This is a genomic window from Streptomyces sp. AK02-01A, from assembly GCF_033795305.1.
Classification (GTDB): Bacteria; Actinomycetota; Actinomycetes; order Streptomycetales; family Streptomycetaceae; genus Streptomyces.
This window is the reverse complement of record NZ_JARBAE010000016.1, coordinates 146,166-162,036: the sequence shown is the minus strand read 5'-3', so window position 1 is coordinate 162,036 and position 15,871 is coordinate 146,166. Positions and strand designations below refer to the sequence as shown.

Annotated in this window: 13 protein-coding genes; 3 read left to right on the top strand and 10 right to left on the bottom strand. The window is 70.8% G+C overall.

The window, feature by feature from the left end:
- Window positions 1–47: 47 nt before the first annotated feature.
- From PV679_RS17680 to PV679_RS17660, 5 genes are read right to left on the bottom strand one after another with little or no spacing between them, the layout of a single operon-like run.
- Window positions 48–1,484 (bottom strand): mucin-5B, encoded by a 1,437-nt coding sequence (locus PV679_RS17680; protein ID WP_319681239.1) that lies wholly within the window; start codon window positions 1,482–1,484, stop codon window positions 48–50.
- Entirely contained in the window at window positions 1,484–2,440 is a 957-nt protein-coding gene (locus PV679_RS17675) for a substrate-binding domain-containing protein (RefSeq protein ID WP_319681238.1), read from the bottom strand. The genes PV679_RS17680 and PV679_RS17675 overlap by 1 nt, the downstream gene beginning before the upstream one ends.
- 11 nt (window positions 2,441–2,451) lie before the next feature.
- Window positions 2,452–3,489 (bottom strand): ABC transporter permease, encoded by a 1,038-nt coding sequence (locus tag PV679_RS17670; protein ID WP_319681237.1) that lies wholly within the window; start codon window positions 3,487–3,489, stop codon window positions 2,452–2,454.
- Entirely contained in the window at window positions 3,486–5,006 is a 1,521-nt protein-coding gene (locus tag PV679_RS17665) for a sugar ABC transporter ATP-binding protein (RefSeq protein ID WP_319681236.1), read from the bottom strand. Before PV679_RS17665 ends, PV679_RS17670 begins: the two co-directional genes overlap by 4 nt.
- The gene (locus PV679_RS17660; RefSeq protein ID WP_319681235.1) at window positions 5,003–6,406 is read right to left on the bottom strand and encodes an aldehyde dehydrogenase family protein; all 1,404 of its coding nucleotides are present in this window, start codon (window positions 6,404–6,406) and stop codon (window positions 5,003–5,005) included. The genes PV679_RS17665 and PV679_RS17660 overlap by 4 nt, the downstream gene beginning before the upstream one ends.
- 404 nt (window positions 6,407–6,810) lie before the next feature.
- Between PV679_RS17660 and PV679_RS17655 the strand changes: the two genes are divergently transcribed.
- Window positions 6,811–8,547 carry a TIGR03767 family metallophosphoesterase gene (locus tag PV679_RS17655; RefSeq protein WP_319681234.1) on the top strand — a complete coding sequence of 579 codons (1,737 nt, stop codon included), beginning with the start codon at window positions 6,811–6,813 and terminating at the stop codon, window positions 8,545–8,547.
- A 31-nt stretch (window positions 8,548–8,578) separates the two neighbouring features.
- Here PV679_RS17655 and PV679_RS17650 read toward each other — a convergent pair whose 3' ends face one another.
- Complete coding sequence (locus PV679_RS17650) at window positions 8,579–9,151, bottom strand: TetR family transcriptional regulator (protein ID WP_319681233.1); 573 nt, start codon at window positions 9,149–9,151, stop codon at window positions 8,579–8,581.
- Entirely contained in the window at window positions 9,148–10,632 is a 1,485-nt protein-coding gene (locus PV679_RS17645; protein ID WP_319681232.1) for an MFS transporter, read from the bottom strand. The genes PV679_RS17650 and PV679_RS17645 overlap by 4 nt, the downstream gene beginning before the upstream one ends.
- A 204-nt stretch (window positions 10,633–10,836) precedes the next feature.
- Between PV679_RS17645 and PV679_RS17640 the strand changes: the two genes are divergently transcribed.
- On the top strand, window positions 10,837–12,090 hold the full coding sequence (locus PV679_RS17640) for a DUF4032 domain-containing protein (RefSeq protein ID WP_319681231.1): 1,254 nt from the start codon (window positions 10,837–10,839) through the stop codon (window positions 12,088–12,090).
- 49 nt (window positions 12,091–12,139) lie between these two features.
- Here the strand turns inward: PV679_RS17640 and PV679_RS17635 are convergent, their stop codons facing one another.
- Genes PV679_RS17635 through PV679_RS17625 form a run of 3 tightly spaced genes read right to left on the bottom strand, consistent with a single transcriptional unit; the run spans window position 12,140 to window position 14,773 of the window.
- The gene (locus PV679_RS17635) at window positions 12,140–13,156 is read right to left on the bottom strand and encodes an NAD(P)/FAD-dependent oxidoreductase (RefSeq protein ID WP_319681230.1); all 1,017 of its coding nucleotides are present in this window, start codon (window positions 13,154–13,156) and stop codon (window positions 12,140–12,142) included.
- On the bottom strand, window positions 13,153–13,704 hold the full coding sequence (locus tag PV679_RS17630) for an isoprenylcysteine carboxyl methyltransferase family protein (RefSeq protein ID WP_319681229.1): 552 nt from the start codon (window positions 13,702–13,704) through the stop codon (window positions 13,153–13,155). Before PV679_RS17630 ends, PV679_RS17635 begins: the two co-directional genes overlap by 4 nt.
- A 16-nt stretch (window positions 13,705–13,720) precedes the next feature.
- Complete coding sequence (locus PV679_RS17625; protein WP_319681228.1) at window positions 13,721–14,773, bottom strand: type III polyketide synthase; 1,053 nt, start codon at window positions 14,771–14,773, stop codon at window positions 13,721–13,723.
- 172 nt (window positions 14,774–14,945) lie between these two features.
- Between PV679_RS17625 and PV679_RS17620 the strand changes: the two genes are divergently transcribed.
- A complete protein-coding gene (locus tag PV679_RS17620) occupies window positions 14,946–15,824 on the top strand; it encodes a UbiA family prenyltransferase (RefSeq protein ID WP_319681227.1) in 879 nt (292 codons plus the stop codon).
- Window positions 15,825–15,871: the final 47 nt, after the last annotated feature.

Here is a 15,871-nt window from a genome sequence, read left to right as displayed (position 1 = left end):
CCACCCCCCGCCACCAACACCCGCAACCCCCGCCGGACGGCGACCCGTTACTTCTTGGGGACGTACAGCTTGATGTCCGTCAGGCTCGCGCTTCCCTCGTACACGTTGGTGTACAGGTCGCCGATCACGAAGGAGTCCGGGTACGCCGAACCCGCCGGCCACTGGTCGGGCCACTGCGCGCTGCCGTTGTTGTCGTTCTGGACGAGCGTGTTGTTGAAGCGGCCGTCGTACTCGCCCGGTTTGACGTTGTAGTGCCAGATCGGGTCGTTGCCGACGACGAAGTTCCGGTGGAAGCGGAGGGTCTTCTGGCCGGCGCGGGCGAAGTTGCCGCTGGCTTCGAGCGTGTAGCCGGTGGCGTCGCGCTCGATGGCGAACACGTAGTCCTGGCCCGGCATCAGTTCCGGCTGGAGCTCGGCCGCCGAGGAGAGCTGCTGCTCGGCCACGCCGCCTGAGCAACTGGTCATGAACCATTGCGAGTTGCCCGCCAGGCCGCCCTTGCCCGGGGTCCAGTTGGGCAGGCCGCTGATCCACATGTTGACCGTGTTGAAGCTGCTGTCCCGGTAGTTGTAGTACGTGTTCGTGCCCGAGTCGCAGACCCGCCCGCCGGTGCCGGTCCCGACGCGGTCGGGGTGCTGGGCGAAGGAGTCCATGAGCACCTTGCGGCGGTAGTGCCAGAAGTGGTTGTTGCGCGGCGCCGGGTTCGCGAAGTCGACGATCGACAGATAGTGGAAGCCGTTGTATCCGTAGTCGCCTTCGCGTACGTCCTGCCACTCACAGTACGGCGCCGAGGCGTCACCCTCCCAGCCCGGACTGTTGGAGCCCTCGCCCCAAGGATGCTGGGTCTTGCAGCCGTCCTTGCTGTAGCCGTTGATCCGGTTGTCGTAGTCGATGGTCCCGTTACGTTTTCCGCCGAAGTCGAGGGTCTTGAGCCGGTATTCGACACGGTACTGGTCGGGGAGCTGCCTTGTGGGGCGGAAGATGGCGCCGCCGGTGTGGTCGGGGACCTTGAGCTCGGCGACGGTCTTGCCGCCCGCCTTGCCGTTGGTGATGGACGGCGCCTTCTCGATCCGGCCGTCCTTGTTCCAGTCCCGGGCCGACAGTGAGGCGGTGAGCCAGCCGCCGTCGCCGACCTTGAACTCCTTGCGGTAGGTGGCGAAGGAGTTGAACGCGGTGTCCCAGGCGGGCCCGTAGTCGTTGCGGTACCACGCGCCGTTGTCGTCCATGATCGTGTCGAACGGCCGGCTGTATGTCTCGCGTGTCCAGGGCGTGCGGCCGGGGTCGAGCGGCTTGGCGAAGTTCTCGGAGTGCAGTAACCGCCAGGCCGGTGCCTTCGGCTTCTTGGCCGCCGGCCGGTCGTCCGGAGCCGCGGACGCGGTGCCGAGCGAGAGCGGTGCGACGAGTGCGCCGCAGACGAGGGCCGCCAGCGCGTAGTGGTGTTTTCTCCGCAGCCGCGCACGGGTGCGGCTCATGGGGGTGCGGGTCATCAGAAGTTGCCCTCCGGGTCGTAGTACTTCTCCGCGTTCTCCTTGGTGACACGTGGCGAGGGGACGACCGTGTCCTTCTCGGTCTTCTTGCCGTCGAGGATGTCCACGGTCCTGTCCAGTCCGAGGCTGCCGATCACATCGGCGTCGTTGAGGCCCGTGACCAGGTAGTTGGTGCCGTCCAGGATGGCCTTGAGCGCCTCCGCCTGTCCGTCGACGCCCGCCAGCACGATCTTGTCGTCGCGTCCCGCGTCCTTGATCGCGCGCTGGGCGCCCAGGCACATGGCGTCGTTCTCGCAGAAGACGGCGTCGATGTCGGCGTGGGAGGCGAGCAGGCTCTCCATCACGGTGAGTCCGCCGTCGGAACTCCAGTTGCCGAAGTCAGGAGCTTCGACGAGCTTGATGCCGGGTGCCTTCTCCAGCGCGGCCTTCACTCCGTTCGTACGGGCCTGGCCGATGCTGTTGTCGGCGGGGCCGCCCTTGACGAGGGCGACGGTGCCGCCCTCGGGAAGCCGCTGCACCAGGAATTCGCCGTTCTGCTTGCCGATCGCCTCGTTGTCCGGGCCGATCCAACTGCTGTACGTGCCGCTGCGGAATTTACGGTCGACCAGCACGGCCGGCTTGTCCGCCGCCTTGATGGAGTTGAGGACCGCCGGCGCGGACTCCAGCGGGCCGCCCGAGACGATCACGGCGTCGACGTCCTTGCTCAGCAGGTCCTCGACATTGGAGGCGAGCTTGGCCGCGTCGCCGCCCGCGTCCGTACTGACGATCTCGACGCCCTTCTTCTCCGCCTGCGCCTTGATGGCCCGGTCCATACCGTTGAAATAGGGCCCGCTGAGCGTGAAGTTGGCGATGCCGACGGTGTACGAGCCGTCGCCCTCGCCGCCGCCGTCGGAGGAGCAGCCGGCGAGGGCCGCGGTGAGGACTCCGGCCACCAGCACACCCGATGCTCTCTTCATGATCATGACAACTATGCCTTTCCGGGGTTCGGTGCGCCGGCCGGACGGGACAGACCGGTGCGCTGGACGAGGATGACGGCGACGATGATCAGGCCCTTGAGCACCTGCTGCCAGAAGCTCTGCACGTCGTAGAGGTTCAGCAGGTTGTTGATCAGCGCGAGCACGAGTACTCCGGCGAAAGTGGCCCGTACGGATCCCTTGCCGCCGGCCAGACTGGCCCCGCCGATCACACAGGCCGCGATCGCGTCAAGCTCGAAGGCGGTGCCCACGCTGGGCTGGGCGATACCGACCCGGCTGGCGAGGATGACACCGGCGAGTCCCGCGCAGGCGCCGCTGACCGTGTAGGCGAGCACGATATGGCGGCGGACGCCGATGCCCGCCAGGCGCACCGTCTCCGCGCTGCCGCCGATCGCCACCAGCGACCGGCCCGACGGAGTACGGCTGAGAAAGACGCCGCCCGCCAGAAAGACCACCAGCATGATCAGCGTGGAGACGGGCAGCGGTCCGAGCGCGGCCGAGCCGAGCTCGAAGAAGCCCTCCTTCTCCGGCGCGACAGGTGTCTCCGAGTAGACGAAGGCCAGGCCCCGGATGGTGGTGAGCGCGGCCAGCGTCACCACGAACGGCGCCAGCCCGAAGCGTGCCACCAGCGCGCCGTTGACAAGTCCGAAGGCCATCCCGGAGGCCAGACCGATCAGCATCGCGAGCGGCACGGGCAGTCCCGCCGACAGTCCGGCGGCCAGGATGCCGGAGAAGGCGACCACCGAGCCGACCGAGAGATCGATGCCGCCGGTGAGAATCACGGTGAGCATCCCGAAGGCCAGCAGGCCCGTGGTGACCATCTGTTTGAGCAGATTGGTGATGTTGCCCTCGGTGAGGAAGGCGTCGGTGGTCGACCCGGCGACCGCGACGAAGGCGATCAGCAGCGCGGCGAGCCCGGCCTCCACGGTCAGATCGCGCCCGGCCACGATCAGCCTGGGCAGCCGCCGGCGCGACGCGCCGGGCTCGCCCGCATTCCCTTGCTCCGCGGCCTTGGTGAGCTGTTCGGTCATGCGGCGTGTCCGATCGCGTGGGCGAGGACGGTGTCCTCGGTCGTACGGTCCGAAGAGAGGTCCGCGGTGATACGCCCCTCGTGCATCACCAGCACCCGGTCGGTGGCTCCCAGCACCTCGGTGAGGTCCGAGGAGATGAGCAGTACGGCCATTCCGCCGCGGGCGAGTTCATCGAGCATCCGGTAGATCTCGGCGCGGGTGGCCATGTCCACACCTCGGGTGGGCTCGTCGAGAAGAAGCACCCGCGCCCCGGTGAGCAGCCACTTGGCGAGCACGGCCTTCTGCTGGTTGCCGCCGCTGAGGGCGCGTACGGGAAGCTTCGCGGAGTGCGCCGGACGGATGTCCAGCCGCTCGACCATGGCCGCGACATCACGCCGTCGTCTGCCCATGTCCAGCAGTGGTCCCCGGGTGGTGGTGCGGAGCGTGGTGAGGCCGATGTTCTCCGCGGTGGTCAGTCCGAGGACCAGTCCGGTGCGCTTGCGGTCCTCGGTGACCAGGGCGAGTCCGGCGGCGATCGCCTCGCGCGGAGTGCGGAAGCGCTCGGCGTCGCCGCCGGCCGCTCTGACGCTTCCGGAGCGTGCGGGCTCGGCTCCGAAGACGCAGCGCGCCAGCTCGCTCCGGCCCGATCCGACCAGTCCGAACAGACCGGTGATCTCGCCGGCCCGCAAGGTGAAGGAGATGTCCCGGAACTCGCCGGGCCGGCTCAGTCCGGCGACGGTGAGCAGCGGCTCGCCGGTGTCCCGGCGCCGGGCGGGATAGAGCTGTCCCGGTCCCCGGCCCGCCATCAGCCGGATGAGTTCGTTCTCGTCGGTGCGGTCGGGCGCCGTCTCGGCGACCACCCGGCCGTCCTTGATCACCACAATCGAGGTGGCCAGTTCGGTCACCTCGGCCAGGCGGTGCGAGACGTACACGATGAGCACACCGCGCTCCCGCAGTCGGCGGATCAGCGCGAAGAGCGCCTCCAGATCGCTGCCGGCGAGTACGGCGGACGGCTCGTCGAGGACGAGTACCTTCGGCTCGCCGCCCTCGGTGACCAGGGCCTTGGCGATCTCCACCATCTGCTGTCTGGCGACGGTGAGCCGGCCCGCCTTGGTGCGCGGGTCGATGGCGCCGTAGCCGATGGAGTCCAGCAGATCGCGGGCGCGGGCGTGGGCCGCGCGCCAGTCGATGAGCCCGCCGAACCGCCGCGGGAAGTGGCCCATGAGGAGGTTCTCGGTGACGGAAAGCTCCGGGACGAGAGTCAGTTCCTGGTGCACGGTACGGATGCCGTGGACATGGGCGTCGTGCGGTGAGCGCAGCTCGACGCGCCGGCCGTCGAGCCACAGCTCACCGGCGCTCATCGGCTCGGCGCCCGCCAGGATCTTGATCAGCGTGGACTTGCCGGCCCCGTTGGCGCCGACCACGGCGAGCACCTCACCGGCCCGGCCGGTGAGGTCCACGCCGTGCAGGACCTCGGTGGGACCGTACGCCTTGCGCACGCCGCGGAACTCCAGAGCCGTCCGGGTCGTACCGCTCACCCGAACGCCTCCATCACCACGATGGTCTTCTGCCGGGTGAACTCCAGAGCCGTGTCGTGCAGGCCCTCCGCGGAGCCGCCGGTGTCGCCGGGACCGCCGAAGGGCAGGTTCTCGGCGCGCAGCGCGGTGGAGCCATTGATGATCACACCGCCGACGTCGAGCCGGTTGGCGAGAGCGAAGGCGCGCTGGATGTCGCGGGTGAAGACGGCCGCCTGAAGTCCGTACGGGGACTCGTTGGCCATCCGTACGGCGTCCAGCGGATCGGTGAACCGGGCGACGGGCGCCACCGGGCCGAAGATCTCCTCGGCGAGCGCCGGGCTGTCCGGCGGCACGTCGACCAGGACGGCGGGATCGCTGAAGGCGCCGTGCCGGGCTCCGCCGAGCGCCTTGCGGGCGCCGTCCGCGATCAGCGCGGCGACCGCGGCCTCGACCCGCTCCGCGGCCTCTTCGCTGATCAGCGGCCCCACATCGGTGCCGTCCGCGAGCTGGTCGCCGACGGTCAGTTTGGCGGCGCCGGCGAGCAGTGCGTCCACAAAGGCGTCGTGCACTCCGTCCTGGACGTACACCCGCTTCACCGCGCAGCAGATCTGGCCGTTGCCGCGGGCGAGCCGGCCGAGGACGACGGCCCGCGCGGCCTCTTCCACATCGGCGTCGTCACAGACGATCAGCGCGTCGTTGCCGCCGAGTTCCAGGTGCACCTTCTTCAGGGTGTCGGCCGCGCGGCGGGCGATCTCCCGTCCCGCGAACGTACTGCCGGTGAGGCTGACGGCGGCGGCGCCGGGGCGGGCGGCCAGCTCCTGGGAGACGTGGACGCCACCGGTGAGCAGTTGGTGGGCGCCCTCGGGTGCTCCCGCTCGTTCGACCAGTTCACCGATGCGCACCAGGGTGAGCGGGCAGCGTACCGGCGGGTGGACGAGGACGGCGTTGCCCGCGGCGAGTGCGGCGGCGGCCTTGTGGGCGTACAGCTCGACCGGGTAGTTGAAGGGCACCAGCGCGGCGACCGGGCCCAGTGGCTCCCGGACGGTGACGGCGAGGTGGCGCTCCAGGCCCGGGACGGCGCCCAGTGGGATCTGCCGTCCGAACAGCCGGGTCGCCTCGCCGGCGAAGCCCCGGAAGATCCGTACGGCCGCTCTGACCTCCTCGACGGTCTGGAAGAGGGGTTTGCCGTTCTCCGCGGCGAGCAGCCGGGCCAGGCTCTCGGCCTCGGCTTCGATCAAGTCGGCTGTGCGCAGGAGCAGTTGGGCGCGTTCATGGGCGGGCAGCGCGGCCATGGCGCGCTGCCCGCGCACCGCGGCCGCGAGGGCCCCGGTTAATCGTTCCGAGGTGAAGTCCTCGACTTCACCGAGACGTTCACCTGTTCCCGGGTTGTGTACGGACAGCGGTGCGGTACGGGTCGACATGCGTCGCTCTCCCTGTACGGGCCTTGGCGGATGCGGTCGGCTCTGCGGAAAGTGCTGCGATGCTGGCGCACCCCCATCAATTCGTCAACACATCTAACAAAATGGCTCGGCCATTGGCGCAAGGCCATCGGCCGGGTACCGCCGTCCGGGAGGCGCACCGGCCGGTGACGGTGTGGACCGAGGGGCCGCTTCCCTCTCCGGTGAACACAGAGTGACCGATTCCGGTCGGGCGGACGAGAGGCGTGCGACGGTTCTCCGACGCGGTGATCCCTGTGTGGTGATGGGCGCCGGCAGTTGGAATGTCGTTCACGCACAGGCCACGCCGGGTGTCAACCATCAGGAGGTAGCCAGGGGGCCGTCCCCCGGCGCGCTCGCTGATGCGCTCGCACTCGGGAGAACGCACCATGAAACGCATACGTTCCGCAGTCACCGCTGTCGACCGCCGTTCGTTTCTCACCGCGACGGGAGCGGTCGGCATTTCGGCGGGAATCGGACTGGCGCTCGGTGCTGGTGGCGGTTCCGGAGAGGCCGTGGCCGCGCCCGGGGCGACCATCGCACCGGCGGTCCCCCGTCCTCGTACGCCGGCCCAGCCCACACGCACCGTCCCGGCGCGTACGACTCTGGAGTCGGTCGCCGCGCCGCGCGACACCTCGGTGGCGTTCCGGCGGCTCGACGACGGTCCCGGCTGGCGCAGGCTCGTACGCGAGCAGCTCGCCACGCCCAGGGCCGGCCGCGACAGCCGGCGCACGGTGCTCAGCTCCTTCGTCCAGCTCACCGATCTGCACCTGGTGGATGTCCAGCACCCGGTCCGCACCGAGTATCTGCGCTCGCAGCAGCTCTCCGGATGGCGGCCGCAGGAGGCCCTCACCGTGCCGGGAGCGGTGGCCCTGATCGAGCAGATCAACGCTCTGACGGCCGGGCCCGCGACCGGGGCGCCGCTGTCCTTCGCCGTGACGACCGGAGACAACACCGACAACAACTCCCGGTCGGAACTGGACTGGTTCCTCGCGGTGATGAGCGGTGGCCGTATCTCTCCCAACACCGGTGACAGCCGGCTCTACGAAGGTGTGCAGAACTCCGACGAGCGTCTGTTCTGGCACCCCGAGGACGCCCTCCGCGACACCGACAAACACCTCGGCTACCCCAGGATCGACGGATTCCTGGCCGCCGCGATCAGTTCGGTCAACAGTCCTGGCCTGCGGATCCCGTGGTATTCGACCGTGGGAAACCACGACAGCCTGGCCAGCGGTGCCATCGCCGACCGGAGCGGTTTCCTGGCGGAGTTCGCCGTCGGCGCGCGGAAGCTGTACGGCGTACCCGACGCGGACGCCAAGGCCCTGGTGAAGATCCTCTCGAAGGGCAGCAACCCGGCGGGCGGTGAACTGGTCGATCTGCTGCGGCACTCGACGCGCCGGATGCGCTCGATCACTCCTGACCCGAGCCGGGCGCCGTTCGGGCCGCGCGAGTATGTGACGGCGCACCTCGACCCGGCGCGCGCCGGGGCCGGGCCGGTCGGCCATGGCTACACCGCCGCCAATCTCGACAGCGACACGCTCTACTACACCTTTCCCATGGGAAAGAACATCACCGGCATCAGCCTCGACACCACGGACCGCGCCGGGCACTTCACCGGCTCGCTCGACACGACTCAGCTCAACTGGCTGAAGCGGAAGCTGAAGGAGCTCCGCGACGGTTACGTCGTGGTCTTCAGCCACCACAACAGCTGGACGATGACCAACACCCATCCCGACCCCGCCCACCCCGGTCAGGCCCGGCACAACGGTGACGAGGTGGTCGCGCTGCTCAAGCGGAACCGCAATGTGCTGGCCTGGGTCAACGGCCACAGCCACCGCAACTCGATCCTCCCGCACGGCACGTTCTGGGAGATCTCCACCGCGTCGCACATCGACTTCCCGCAGCTCGCGCGGGTCATCGAGATCACCGACAACGGTGACGGCACTCTGTCCCTGTTCACCACTCTGATCGAGTCGGCCGCGCCGCACCGGACCGATTTCGAGGATCTCTCGCAGACCGGACTGGCCGCGCTCTACCGGGAGTTGTCGCACAACGCGCCGGGCTCCACCACCGCTCCCGCCGGTGTGTCCACGGACCGCAACACGGAGCTGCTGCTGAGCCGCTGACACCCGGCGGTAATGGTCACGCGCCGGGCGTTCAGCCGGTCACCAGGCGCTGGAGCGCGGGAGCGTACAGATCCGCGAGCCGCTCGGGCGTGGCCAGTGCCCCGGCGCCCGAGCGGTGCAGGCTGAGGGTGGCTCCCAGGCCGAGGAGCTGGCCGGCGATCAGCTCGGCCCGCAGTGTGCGGTCGTGGCCGGGCAGCAGCGCGGCCAGCCGTTCGGTGACCTGTTCGCGGAAGCGTTCGCGCAGCAGCGTGCGTTCGTCGTCGTTGCCCAGGGAGAACACGACACGCAGCAGCGGGTCGCCCTGCTGCGCGCGGCGGTGGCGCACCAGCGTCAGCACGAGGTGCCGGCCGAGGGTGTCCAGCGGCGCCGCGAGGAGCTGGTCGGCGGCGGGGCCGAAGTCGGCGATGGTGTTGAACAGCCCTTCCTTGGTGCCGAAGTGCTTGACGATGAGAGAGGCGCTCACACCGGCGTCCGCGGCGATGCCCCGCATGGTCACTTCGGCGTAGGGACGGAAGGCGAACGCGCGGCGCGCGGCGCGCAGGATCGCCTCCCGGCCGGTGCCCGCGTCGGCGACGGCCGTACCGTTGCTGACCTGCCCGTTCATGTGCCCTCCTGGGCGAGCGACGTCGACGGACGTCCGTCCTGTCCCGCCGTACGGTCCTGTCCGACGTTACCGGTGGGCAGGGCCCGCTGACGCGGCAGGCAGAGGGTGACGGCCAGCGCGAGGAGTGCCGCGCCGCCGGCGATGAGGAAGACCAGCAGATAGGCGTGGAGCGTGGGTGCCGTACGGCCGCCGACCTGGAAGGTGACATTGGCGAGGACGGCCGCGACGGCCGCGCTGCAGAAGGCCTGTCCGACGGAGCGCATCAGGGTGTTGAGGCCGTTGGCCGCGCCCGTCTCGGTGACCGGCACGGCGCGCATGACCAGGGCGGGCAGCGCGGAGTAGGCGATGGCGGTGCCGGAGGCGACCACGGTGGCGCCGAGGATGATCGTCCAGAGCTGGTGGCTGGTGAAGAAGCGCACTCCGTAGCCCACGGCGAGGATGGCGGAGGCGAGTGCCAGAGCGGTCTTGGGGCCGTACGTGGCGGAGATCCTCGCGGACACCGGCGACAGCGCGACCATCGACAGTCCGCCGGGCAGCAGGCACAGTCCGCTGACCACGATGGACGCGCCCAGACCGTAGCCGGTGTCCTGGGGCTCCTGGACCATCTGGGCGGTGGACAGGGAGTTGGCGTAGAAGGCGAAGCCGATCAGCAGAGCGGCGAGATTGGTCAGCAGTACCGCGGGCCGCGCGGACACCCGCAGATCGACCATGGGAGTGGTGACGCGCAGCTCGTGGAAACCCCAGACCAGTCCGATCACCACGGCGAGGACAAGCAGGCCGAGGGTCCGCGCGGACGTCCAGCCCCAGTCGCCGCCCTGGGTGACCGCCAGCAGCAGGCAGACCAGGGCCGCGGAGAGGCCCAGCGCGCCCAGCGCGTCGAAACGGCCGCGGGTGCGCAGCGGCGATTCGGGGACGCGGAGCAGTACCAGCGCGATGTCGAGCAGGCCGAGCCCGGCCGACGCCCAGAACATGGTGTGCCAGTCGTAGTGCTCGACGACAAGAGCGGCGACGGGCAGTCCGACGGCCGCGCCGATGCCCAGCGTCGAGCTCATCAGCGCGACGGAGGGCAGTACGCGCTCGGGAGGCAGTTCGTCCCGCATGATGCTGATGCCCAGCGGCACGACGGCCAGCGCCGCGCCCTGCAGGGCGCGGCCCGCGATGAGGACCGCGATGTGGGAACTGACGGCGCACAGTACGGACCCGGCGACCAGCACGCCGAGAGAGCAGAGGAGCACCCTGCGTTTGCCGTACATGTCGCCGACCCGCCCGAGCACGGGCGTGCAGATGGCTCCGGTGAGCAGCGTCACGGTGACCAGCCAGCTCGCGGCGGTGGGAGTGGCGCCGGTCAGTGCCGGGACATGCGGCAGGAGTGGTACGACCAGCGTCTGCATGACGGCCACCACCACTCCGCAGAACGCCAGGACGGCGACCATGAAACGGGGATGCGGGGCTTCGGCGGCCTTGGATATCGCTCCGGACATCTCTCTCCGTACGGTGAGTGTCTGACAGGGGTGCACAGGCGTTCACCCCACAGGGTAAACGCCTGTGCACCCCATCGGCGCCCGAAGAGACCCGGGCCCGCCCGGCACAGGCGTCCCCCGGCGCGGTGCGGCGGGTGCGACCCGGCACACTGTTCTGGGCGGTTCCGGTCCGGTCCCCGCCCGACGACCGCCGTGGGAGGCACGATGGCGCTGCAGATCAGCGCGACCAATCCGGAGCAGCCGGCCGTGCTGCTGGACCTGCCGTGGAACACTCCGCTCGACCAGTGGCCGCCGGAATGCCTGGTGGCGCTGCCGCGCGGTATCTCACGCCATGTGGTGCGCTTCGCGTCCGCCGGGCCCGAGGTGGTGGCGGTCAAGGAGGTGACGGAGCGCGGCGCGGTCCATGAGTTCGGGCTGCTGCGTGATCTGCACCGGCTGGGCATTCCCGCCGTCGACCCGGTGGCGGTGGTGACCGGCCGCGTGGACACGGACGGCAATCCGCTGGAGTCGGCGCTGATCACCCGTCATCTCAAGGGGTCCCTGCCGTACCGCTCGATGTTCGAGTCGACGATGCGGCCCACCACCGTCAAGCGGCTGATGGACGCGCTGGCGGTGCTGCTGGTACGACTGCATCTCGCCGGTTTCGCCTGGGGCGACTGCTCGCTGTCCAACGCGCTGTTCCGGCGGGACGCCGGGGCGTACGCCGCGTATCTGGTGGACGCGGAGACCGGTCAGATCCAGCGGAGTCTCAGCCGTGGCCAGCGCGACTACGACATCGAGCTGGCCCGGGTGAACATCGCCGGCGAGCTGATGGACCTGGAGGCGTCCGGTGCGCTGCATCCGTCCGTCGACCCGGTGCCGTTCGGAGCCGCGATCGTCCAGCGCTACGAGGACCTCTGGCACGAGCTGACCCGCGAGTCGGTGTATCCGGTGGACAAGCGGCACTACATCGACCGGCGGATCCGGCGGCTCAACGATCTGGGCTTCGACGTGGCCGAGATGCAGATCGAGCGGTCGCCGGTGGGCGACACCGTGACCTTTCTGCCGAAGGTGGTGGACGCGGGCCACCACCAGCGCCAGCTCCTGCGGCTGACCGGCCTGGACGCCGAGGAGAACCAGGCGCGGCGCCTGCTCAACGACCTGGAGAGCTGGATGGCCGGTGAGGACGACTACGCTCCCGGCGACCCGCTGGGAGCCCGGCCAGAGGTGCTCGCGCACCGCTGGGTCCGCGATGTCTTCCGGCCGACCGTACGGGCCGTGCCGCTGGAGCTGCGCGGCGAGATGGACGCGGCGCAGATCTACCACGAGGTGCTGGAGCACCGCTGGTATCTGTCGGAGCGCGCGGGACACGACGTCGGTCTTGAGACGACGATCGAGGACTACATCGCGCATGTGCTGCCGGAGACCTCGGGCGCGATGACGCCGGCGACGGACTCGTCGGCCGGCCTCTCGCCCTGACCCGGCGAGCGGCGCCCTGTCCGCCCGGAGGCGCCGCGCCGTACCACCGTCACTGGAGAGCGCGGACCGCCGCCGCGAAGACCGACGGCATCCGGGCCGCCGCCGGGACGATCAGGCGGGCTCCGGCCGCGTGCCCGCTGACCCGCAGCAGCCCTTCCGTCAGCAGCCGGTGGCGCCGGGTCAGCTTCCGCCATCGGCCCTCGTAGTCCTGCGGCCGTCCCGCCCGCAGGCATCCCACGGCCGCCTCCGCCGAGGCCAGTGCCAGCGCGATGCCCTCACCGGTGAGCGCGTCGACATAACCCGCGGCGTCACCCACGAGCAGCACGCGGCCCGCGCTGCGGCGGCGCACCCGCTGCCGCAGCGGGCCCGCGCCGCGCACGGCGTTGGCCGGTGGTCCCTCCAGCCGTGCCAGCAGCTCAGGAAAGCCGGCGAGATGGTCGTCGTAGCCGCGCCTGACCGTGCTCAGCACGGCCACCCCCACCAGATCGCCGGCCACCGGTGTCACATACGCCTCTCCCGCCGCCGACCAGTGCACCTCCACGAAGTCGGTCCAGGGCTTCACGTGGTAATGCCGGCGCTGGCCGTAGCGCCGGGGCCGCCGGTCGGGCAGATCCAGGCCGAGACGGTGCCGTACGGGTGAACGCAGCCCGTCCGCGGCCACCAGCCAGCGCGCCCGCAGTCCGCCCGCCGTCACGGAGTCGTCGTCCTGCTCCACCTCGCCGACCCGGCCGGTCACGATCCTGACGCCGGTCTCCTCGGCTCGCCGGGCCAGCGCCGCGTGCAGTTCGGTACGGCGTACGCCGAGCCCGGGTCCGTCGTCGAACGGAGCCTGCGCGCGGTGGAGTCCGCGCACATAACGGATACCGCGCAGCGCGTGGCCGGGAGGGACGTCGAGGCCGAGTGCGGACAGCGCGCGTACACCGCTGGGCATCACGCCTTCGCCGCATGCCTTGTCGACGGGGGTGGTACGCGGTTCGATCACCACCGCCTCCAGGCCGGCCAGCGCGGCGTGGACGGCCGTGGCGAGACCCGCGGGCCCGCCGCCCACGACCAGCAGGTCGATCACGGGCGGACGCCGGCGCTGCCCGGCTCGGCGCCGCCCGCGGCGAATCCCGGAGCGAGGGCGCGGTTCTCGCACCGTATCCGGACGGTCAGCAGCGCCGCGTTGAGAGCGGTGAACAGCAGCGCGGTCAGCCAGGCGCCGTGCACCAGGGGCAGCGCGAGGCCCTCGGCCACCACCGCGACGTAGTTCGGATGCCGCAGCAGGCGGTACGGACCGCCCGTCACCAGCGGGAGGCCGGGCACGACCAGTACCCGGGTGTTCCAGCGCGGCCCCAGCGTGCGGATGCACCACCAGCGCAGCCCCTGCGCGGCCACCACGACGGCGAACATCGTCCAGCCGAGCACCGGCTCGAACGCCCGGTCGGCCAGCCATACTTCGGCGAGACAGCCGAGGAGCAGCCCGGTGTGCAGGGCGACCATTGGCGGGTAGTGGCCCTGCCCGCGCTCGACGGCCCCGCGCGCCAGGCTCCAGCGCGTGTTGCGCCGGGCGACGGCCAGTTCGGCGACGCGCTCCGCACCGACCGCCAGGACCAGCACCGTGTACCAGATCATGTCTCGCCGTACCCCTCTACCAGCGGACCAGGACAAGCTCGGAGCAGAAGCCGGGGCCCATGGCGAGCAGCAGTCCCGGCGTGCCGGCCGGTGGCCGTCGCTCGGCCAGGGTGTCACGCAGGACATGCAGGATGGACGACGAGGACAGATTTCCCACCGCCGCCAGCGAGCGCCAGGTGACGTCGAGCGCGCCGTCGGGCAGATCGAGGACTTCCTCGACGGCTTCCAGCACCTTGGGCCCGCCGGGATGGCACACCCACGCGGTGATGTCCTCGCGGGTGAGGCCGTGGTCGGCGAGAAAGCCGTCGACGTTCGCGGCGAGATTCTTCCGTACGAGATCCGGGACGCTCGCGTCCAGGACGATGCGGAAGCCGGAGCCGCCGATGTCCCAGCCCATCGCCTCTTCGGTGTCCGGGTAGAGATGGCTGCGCGTGTCGATGACGACGGGCCCTTCGGCGCGGCGCCGGGCACCGCAGGCCACGACGGCCGCCGCGCCGTCGCCGAAGAGCGCGGTGGCGACGAGATTGGCCGGTGAGACATCGTCACGCTGGAAGGTGAGCGAGCACAGTTCGACCGAGAGGAGGACGGCCACATCGTCGGGCCGTCCCAGCAGATAGTCATGTATCCGGGCGATTCCCGCCGCTCCCGCGACACAGCCCAGGCCGAACATCGGCACTCTCTTGACGTCGGGACGCAGACCGAGCCGTCCCACCAGCCGCGCGTCCACGGACGGTGCGGCGATGCCGGTCACCGAGGTGAACATCAGGAGGTCCACGTCGCGCGGGGACAGACCCGCCGTGTCCAGCGCACCGCTGACGGTCTCGGCGCCGAGAGGTACGGCCGCCTCGATGAAGGCGTCGTTGACCGCGCCGAAGTCCTTGAAGTCGCCGTACCGCTCCAGAGGCAGTGCCGTGTGGCGCGTGTCCACACGCGCGCCGCGGTGCAGCCGGTCCAGGAGCCGGCGGTCGGCGCCGTCCGGCAGACAGGTCCTGGCGACCATGTCGGTGACGTCGTGTTGGCTGTACCGGTGCGGAGCGAGGGCTCCATGGACGCCTGCGATGCGTGTCATCTACGGTCCGAAGTCGGGAACGATGGACGTGCAATCCCTGCCCCGGCACCGTCACATCACACGCGAAGTCGCCTGTACGGCCCCGCGCCGACCGCCGCACGGGCGAGGCCGGACGGTTCGCCGTCCGGGCGGGCGCGGCCACGACGCGCTCCTCGGCACCTACGATGTGCGCGTGGACGCCATCGACCGGGCAGAGGCAGCCGACGGAGCACCGCGCGGCGCGGCGCCAGGACCGTGGCCGCGACGGGCGGTCGCTCTGCTGGGAGCGTGTCACCCGGGGCCGACGGCCGCGGTGACCCTGCTGGTCGCCGGGCTCGTGGTGGCGGCCGGGCAGGACCTGTCGGGTGGTGTGCTGGCGATCGCCGCCGTACTGACGGGACAGTTGTCGGTCGGCTGGAGCAACGACGCCGTCGACGCGGCGCGTGACATCGCGGCCGGACGCGGCGCCAAGCCGGTGGTGGCCGGGGCTGTGGACGCACGGGCCGTGGCGACGGCGGCCCTGGTCGCGCTGGCCCTGTGCGTGCCGCTGTCCCTGGCGTACGGCCTGCTCGCCGGGACGGTTCATCTCGTGGGCGTGGCGGCGGCGTGGGCGTACAACGTCCGGCTCAAGTCGACGAGGCTGTCCTGGCTGCCTTACGCGATCGGCTTCGCGGCATTGCCCGCCTTTGTCACGCTCGGTCTGCCGGGACGGCCGTGGCCGGCCTGGTGGATCGTCACCGCGGCCGCGCTGGTGGGGGTCGGCGCGCATCTCGGCAATGTGCTGCCGGACATCGAAGCCGATCTGGCGACCGGGGTGCGCGGGTGGCCGCAGCGGCTGGGACCGGGCGCGGTACGGCTGCTGCTGCCGGCTCCCCTGGTGGCGGCCACGGTCCTGCTGGCGGCCGGCCGGCCGGGCGCGGTCGGAGGCGTCGCCGTGGCCGTGGCGCTGGTCGCCGGGATCGGCGGATCGCTGACGGGGCGTCATCGTCCGAGGGTGCCGTTCGCCGCGGCGGTCCTCGTCGCGGCGGTGGATGTCGCGCTGCTGCTGTGGCAGGGAGCGGCGCTCTCCTGATCGCCGCCGGCACGGGTGGCTCGTACCGGCACGACTGATCCGGGTTC

What these genes read in the sequence shown, in the direction of transcription:
- PV679_RS17630 (WP_319681229.1), bottom strand. Translation starts at nt 13,704, where the DNA reads ATGATCTGGTACACGGTGCTGGTCCTGGCGGTCGGTGCGGAGCGCGTC.
- PV679_RS17645 (WP_319681232.1), bottom strand. Translation starts at nt 10,632, where the DNA reads ATGTCCGGAGCGATATCCAAGGCCGCCGAAGCCCCGCATCCCCGTTTC.
- PV679_RS17655 (WP_319681234.1), top strand. Translation starts at nt 6,811, where the DNA reads ATGAAACGCATACGTTCCGCAGTCACCGCTGTCGACCGCCGTTCGTTT.
- PV679_RS17625 (WP_319681228.1), bottom strand. Translation starts at nt 14,773, where the DNA reads ATGACACGCATCGCAGGCGTCCATGGAGCCCTCGCTCCGCACCGGTAC.
- PV679_RS17650 (WP_319681233.1), bottom strand. Translation starts at nt 9,151, where the DNA reads ATGAACGGGCAGGTCAGCAACGGTACGGCCGTCGCCGACGCGGGCACC.
- PV679_RS17670 (WP_319681237.1), bottom strand. Translation starts at nt 3,489, where the DNA reads ATGACCGAACAGCTCACCAAGGCCGCGGAGCAAGGGAATGCGGGCGAG.
- PV679_RS17675 (WP_319681238.1), bottom strand. Translation starts at nt 2,440, where the DNA reads ATGAAGAGAGCATCGGGTGTGCTGGTGGCCGGAGTCCTCACCGCGGCC.
- PV679_RS17660 (WP_319681235.1), bottom strand. Translation starts at nt 6,406, where the DNA reads ATGTCGACCCGTACCGCACCGCTGTCCGTACACAACCCGGGAACAGGT.
- PV679_RS17680 (WP_319681239.1), bottom strand. Translation starts at nt 1,484, where the DNA reads ATGACCCGCACCCCCATGAGCCGCACCCGTGCGCGGCTGCGGAGAAAA.
- PV679_RS17640 (WP_319681231.1), top strand. Translation starts at nt 10,837, where the DNA reads ATGGCGCTGCAGATCAGCGCGACCAATCCGGAGCAGCCGGCCGTGCTG.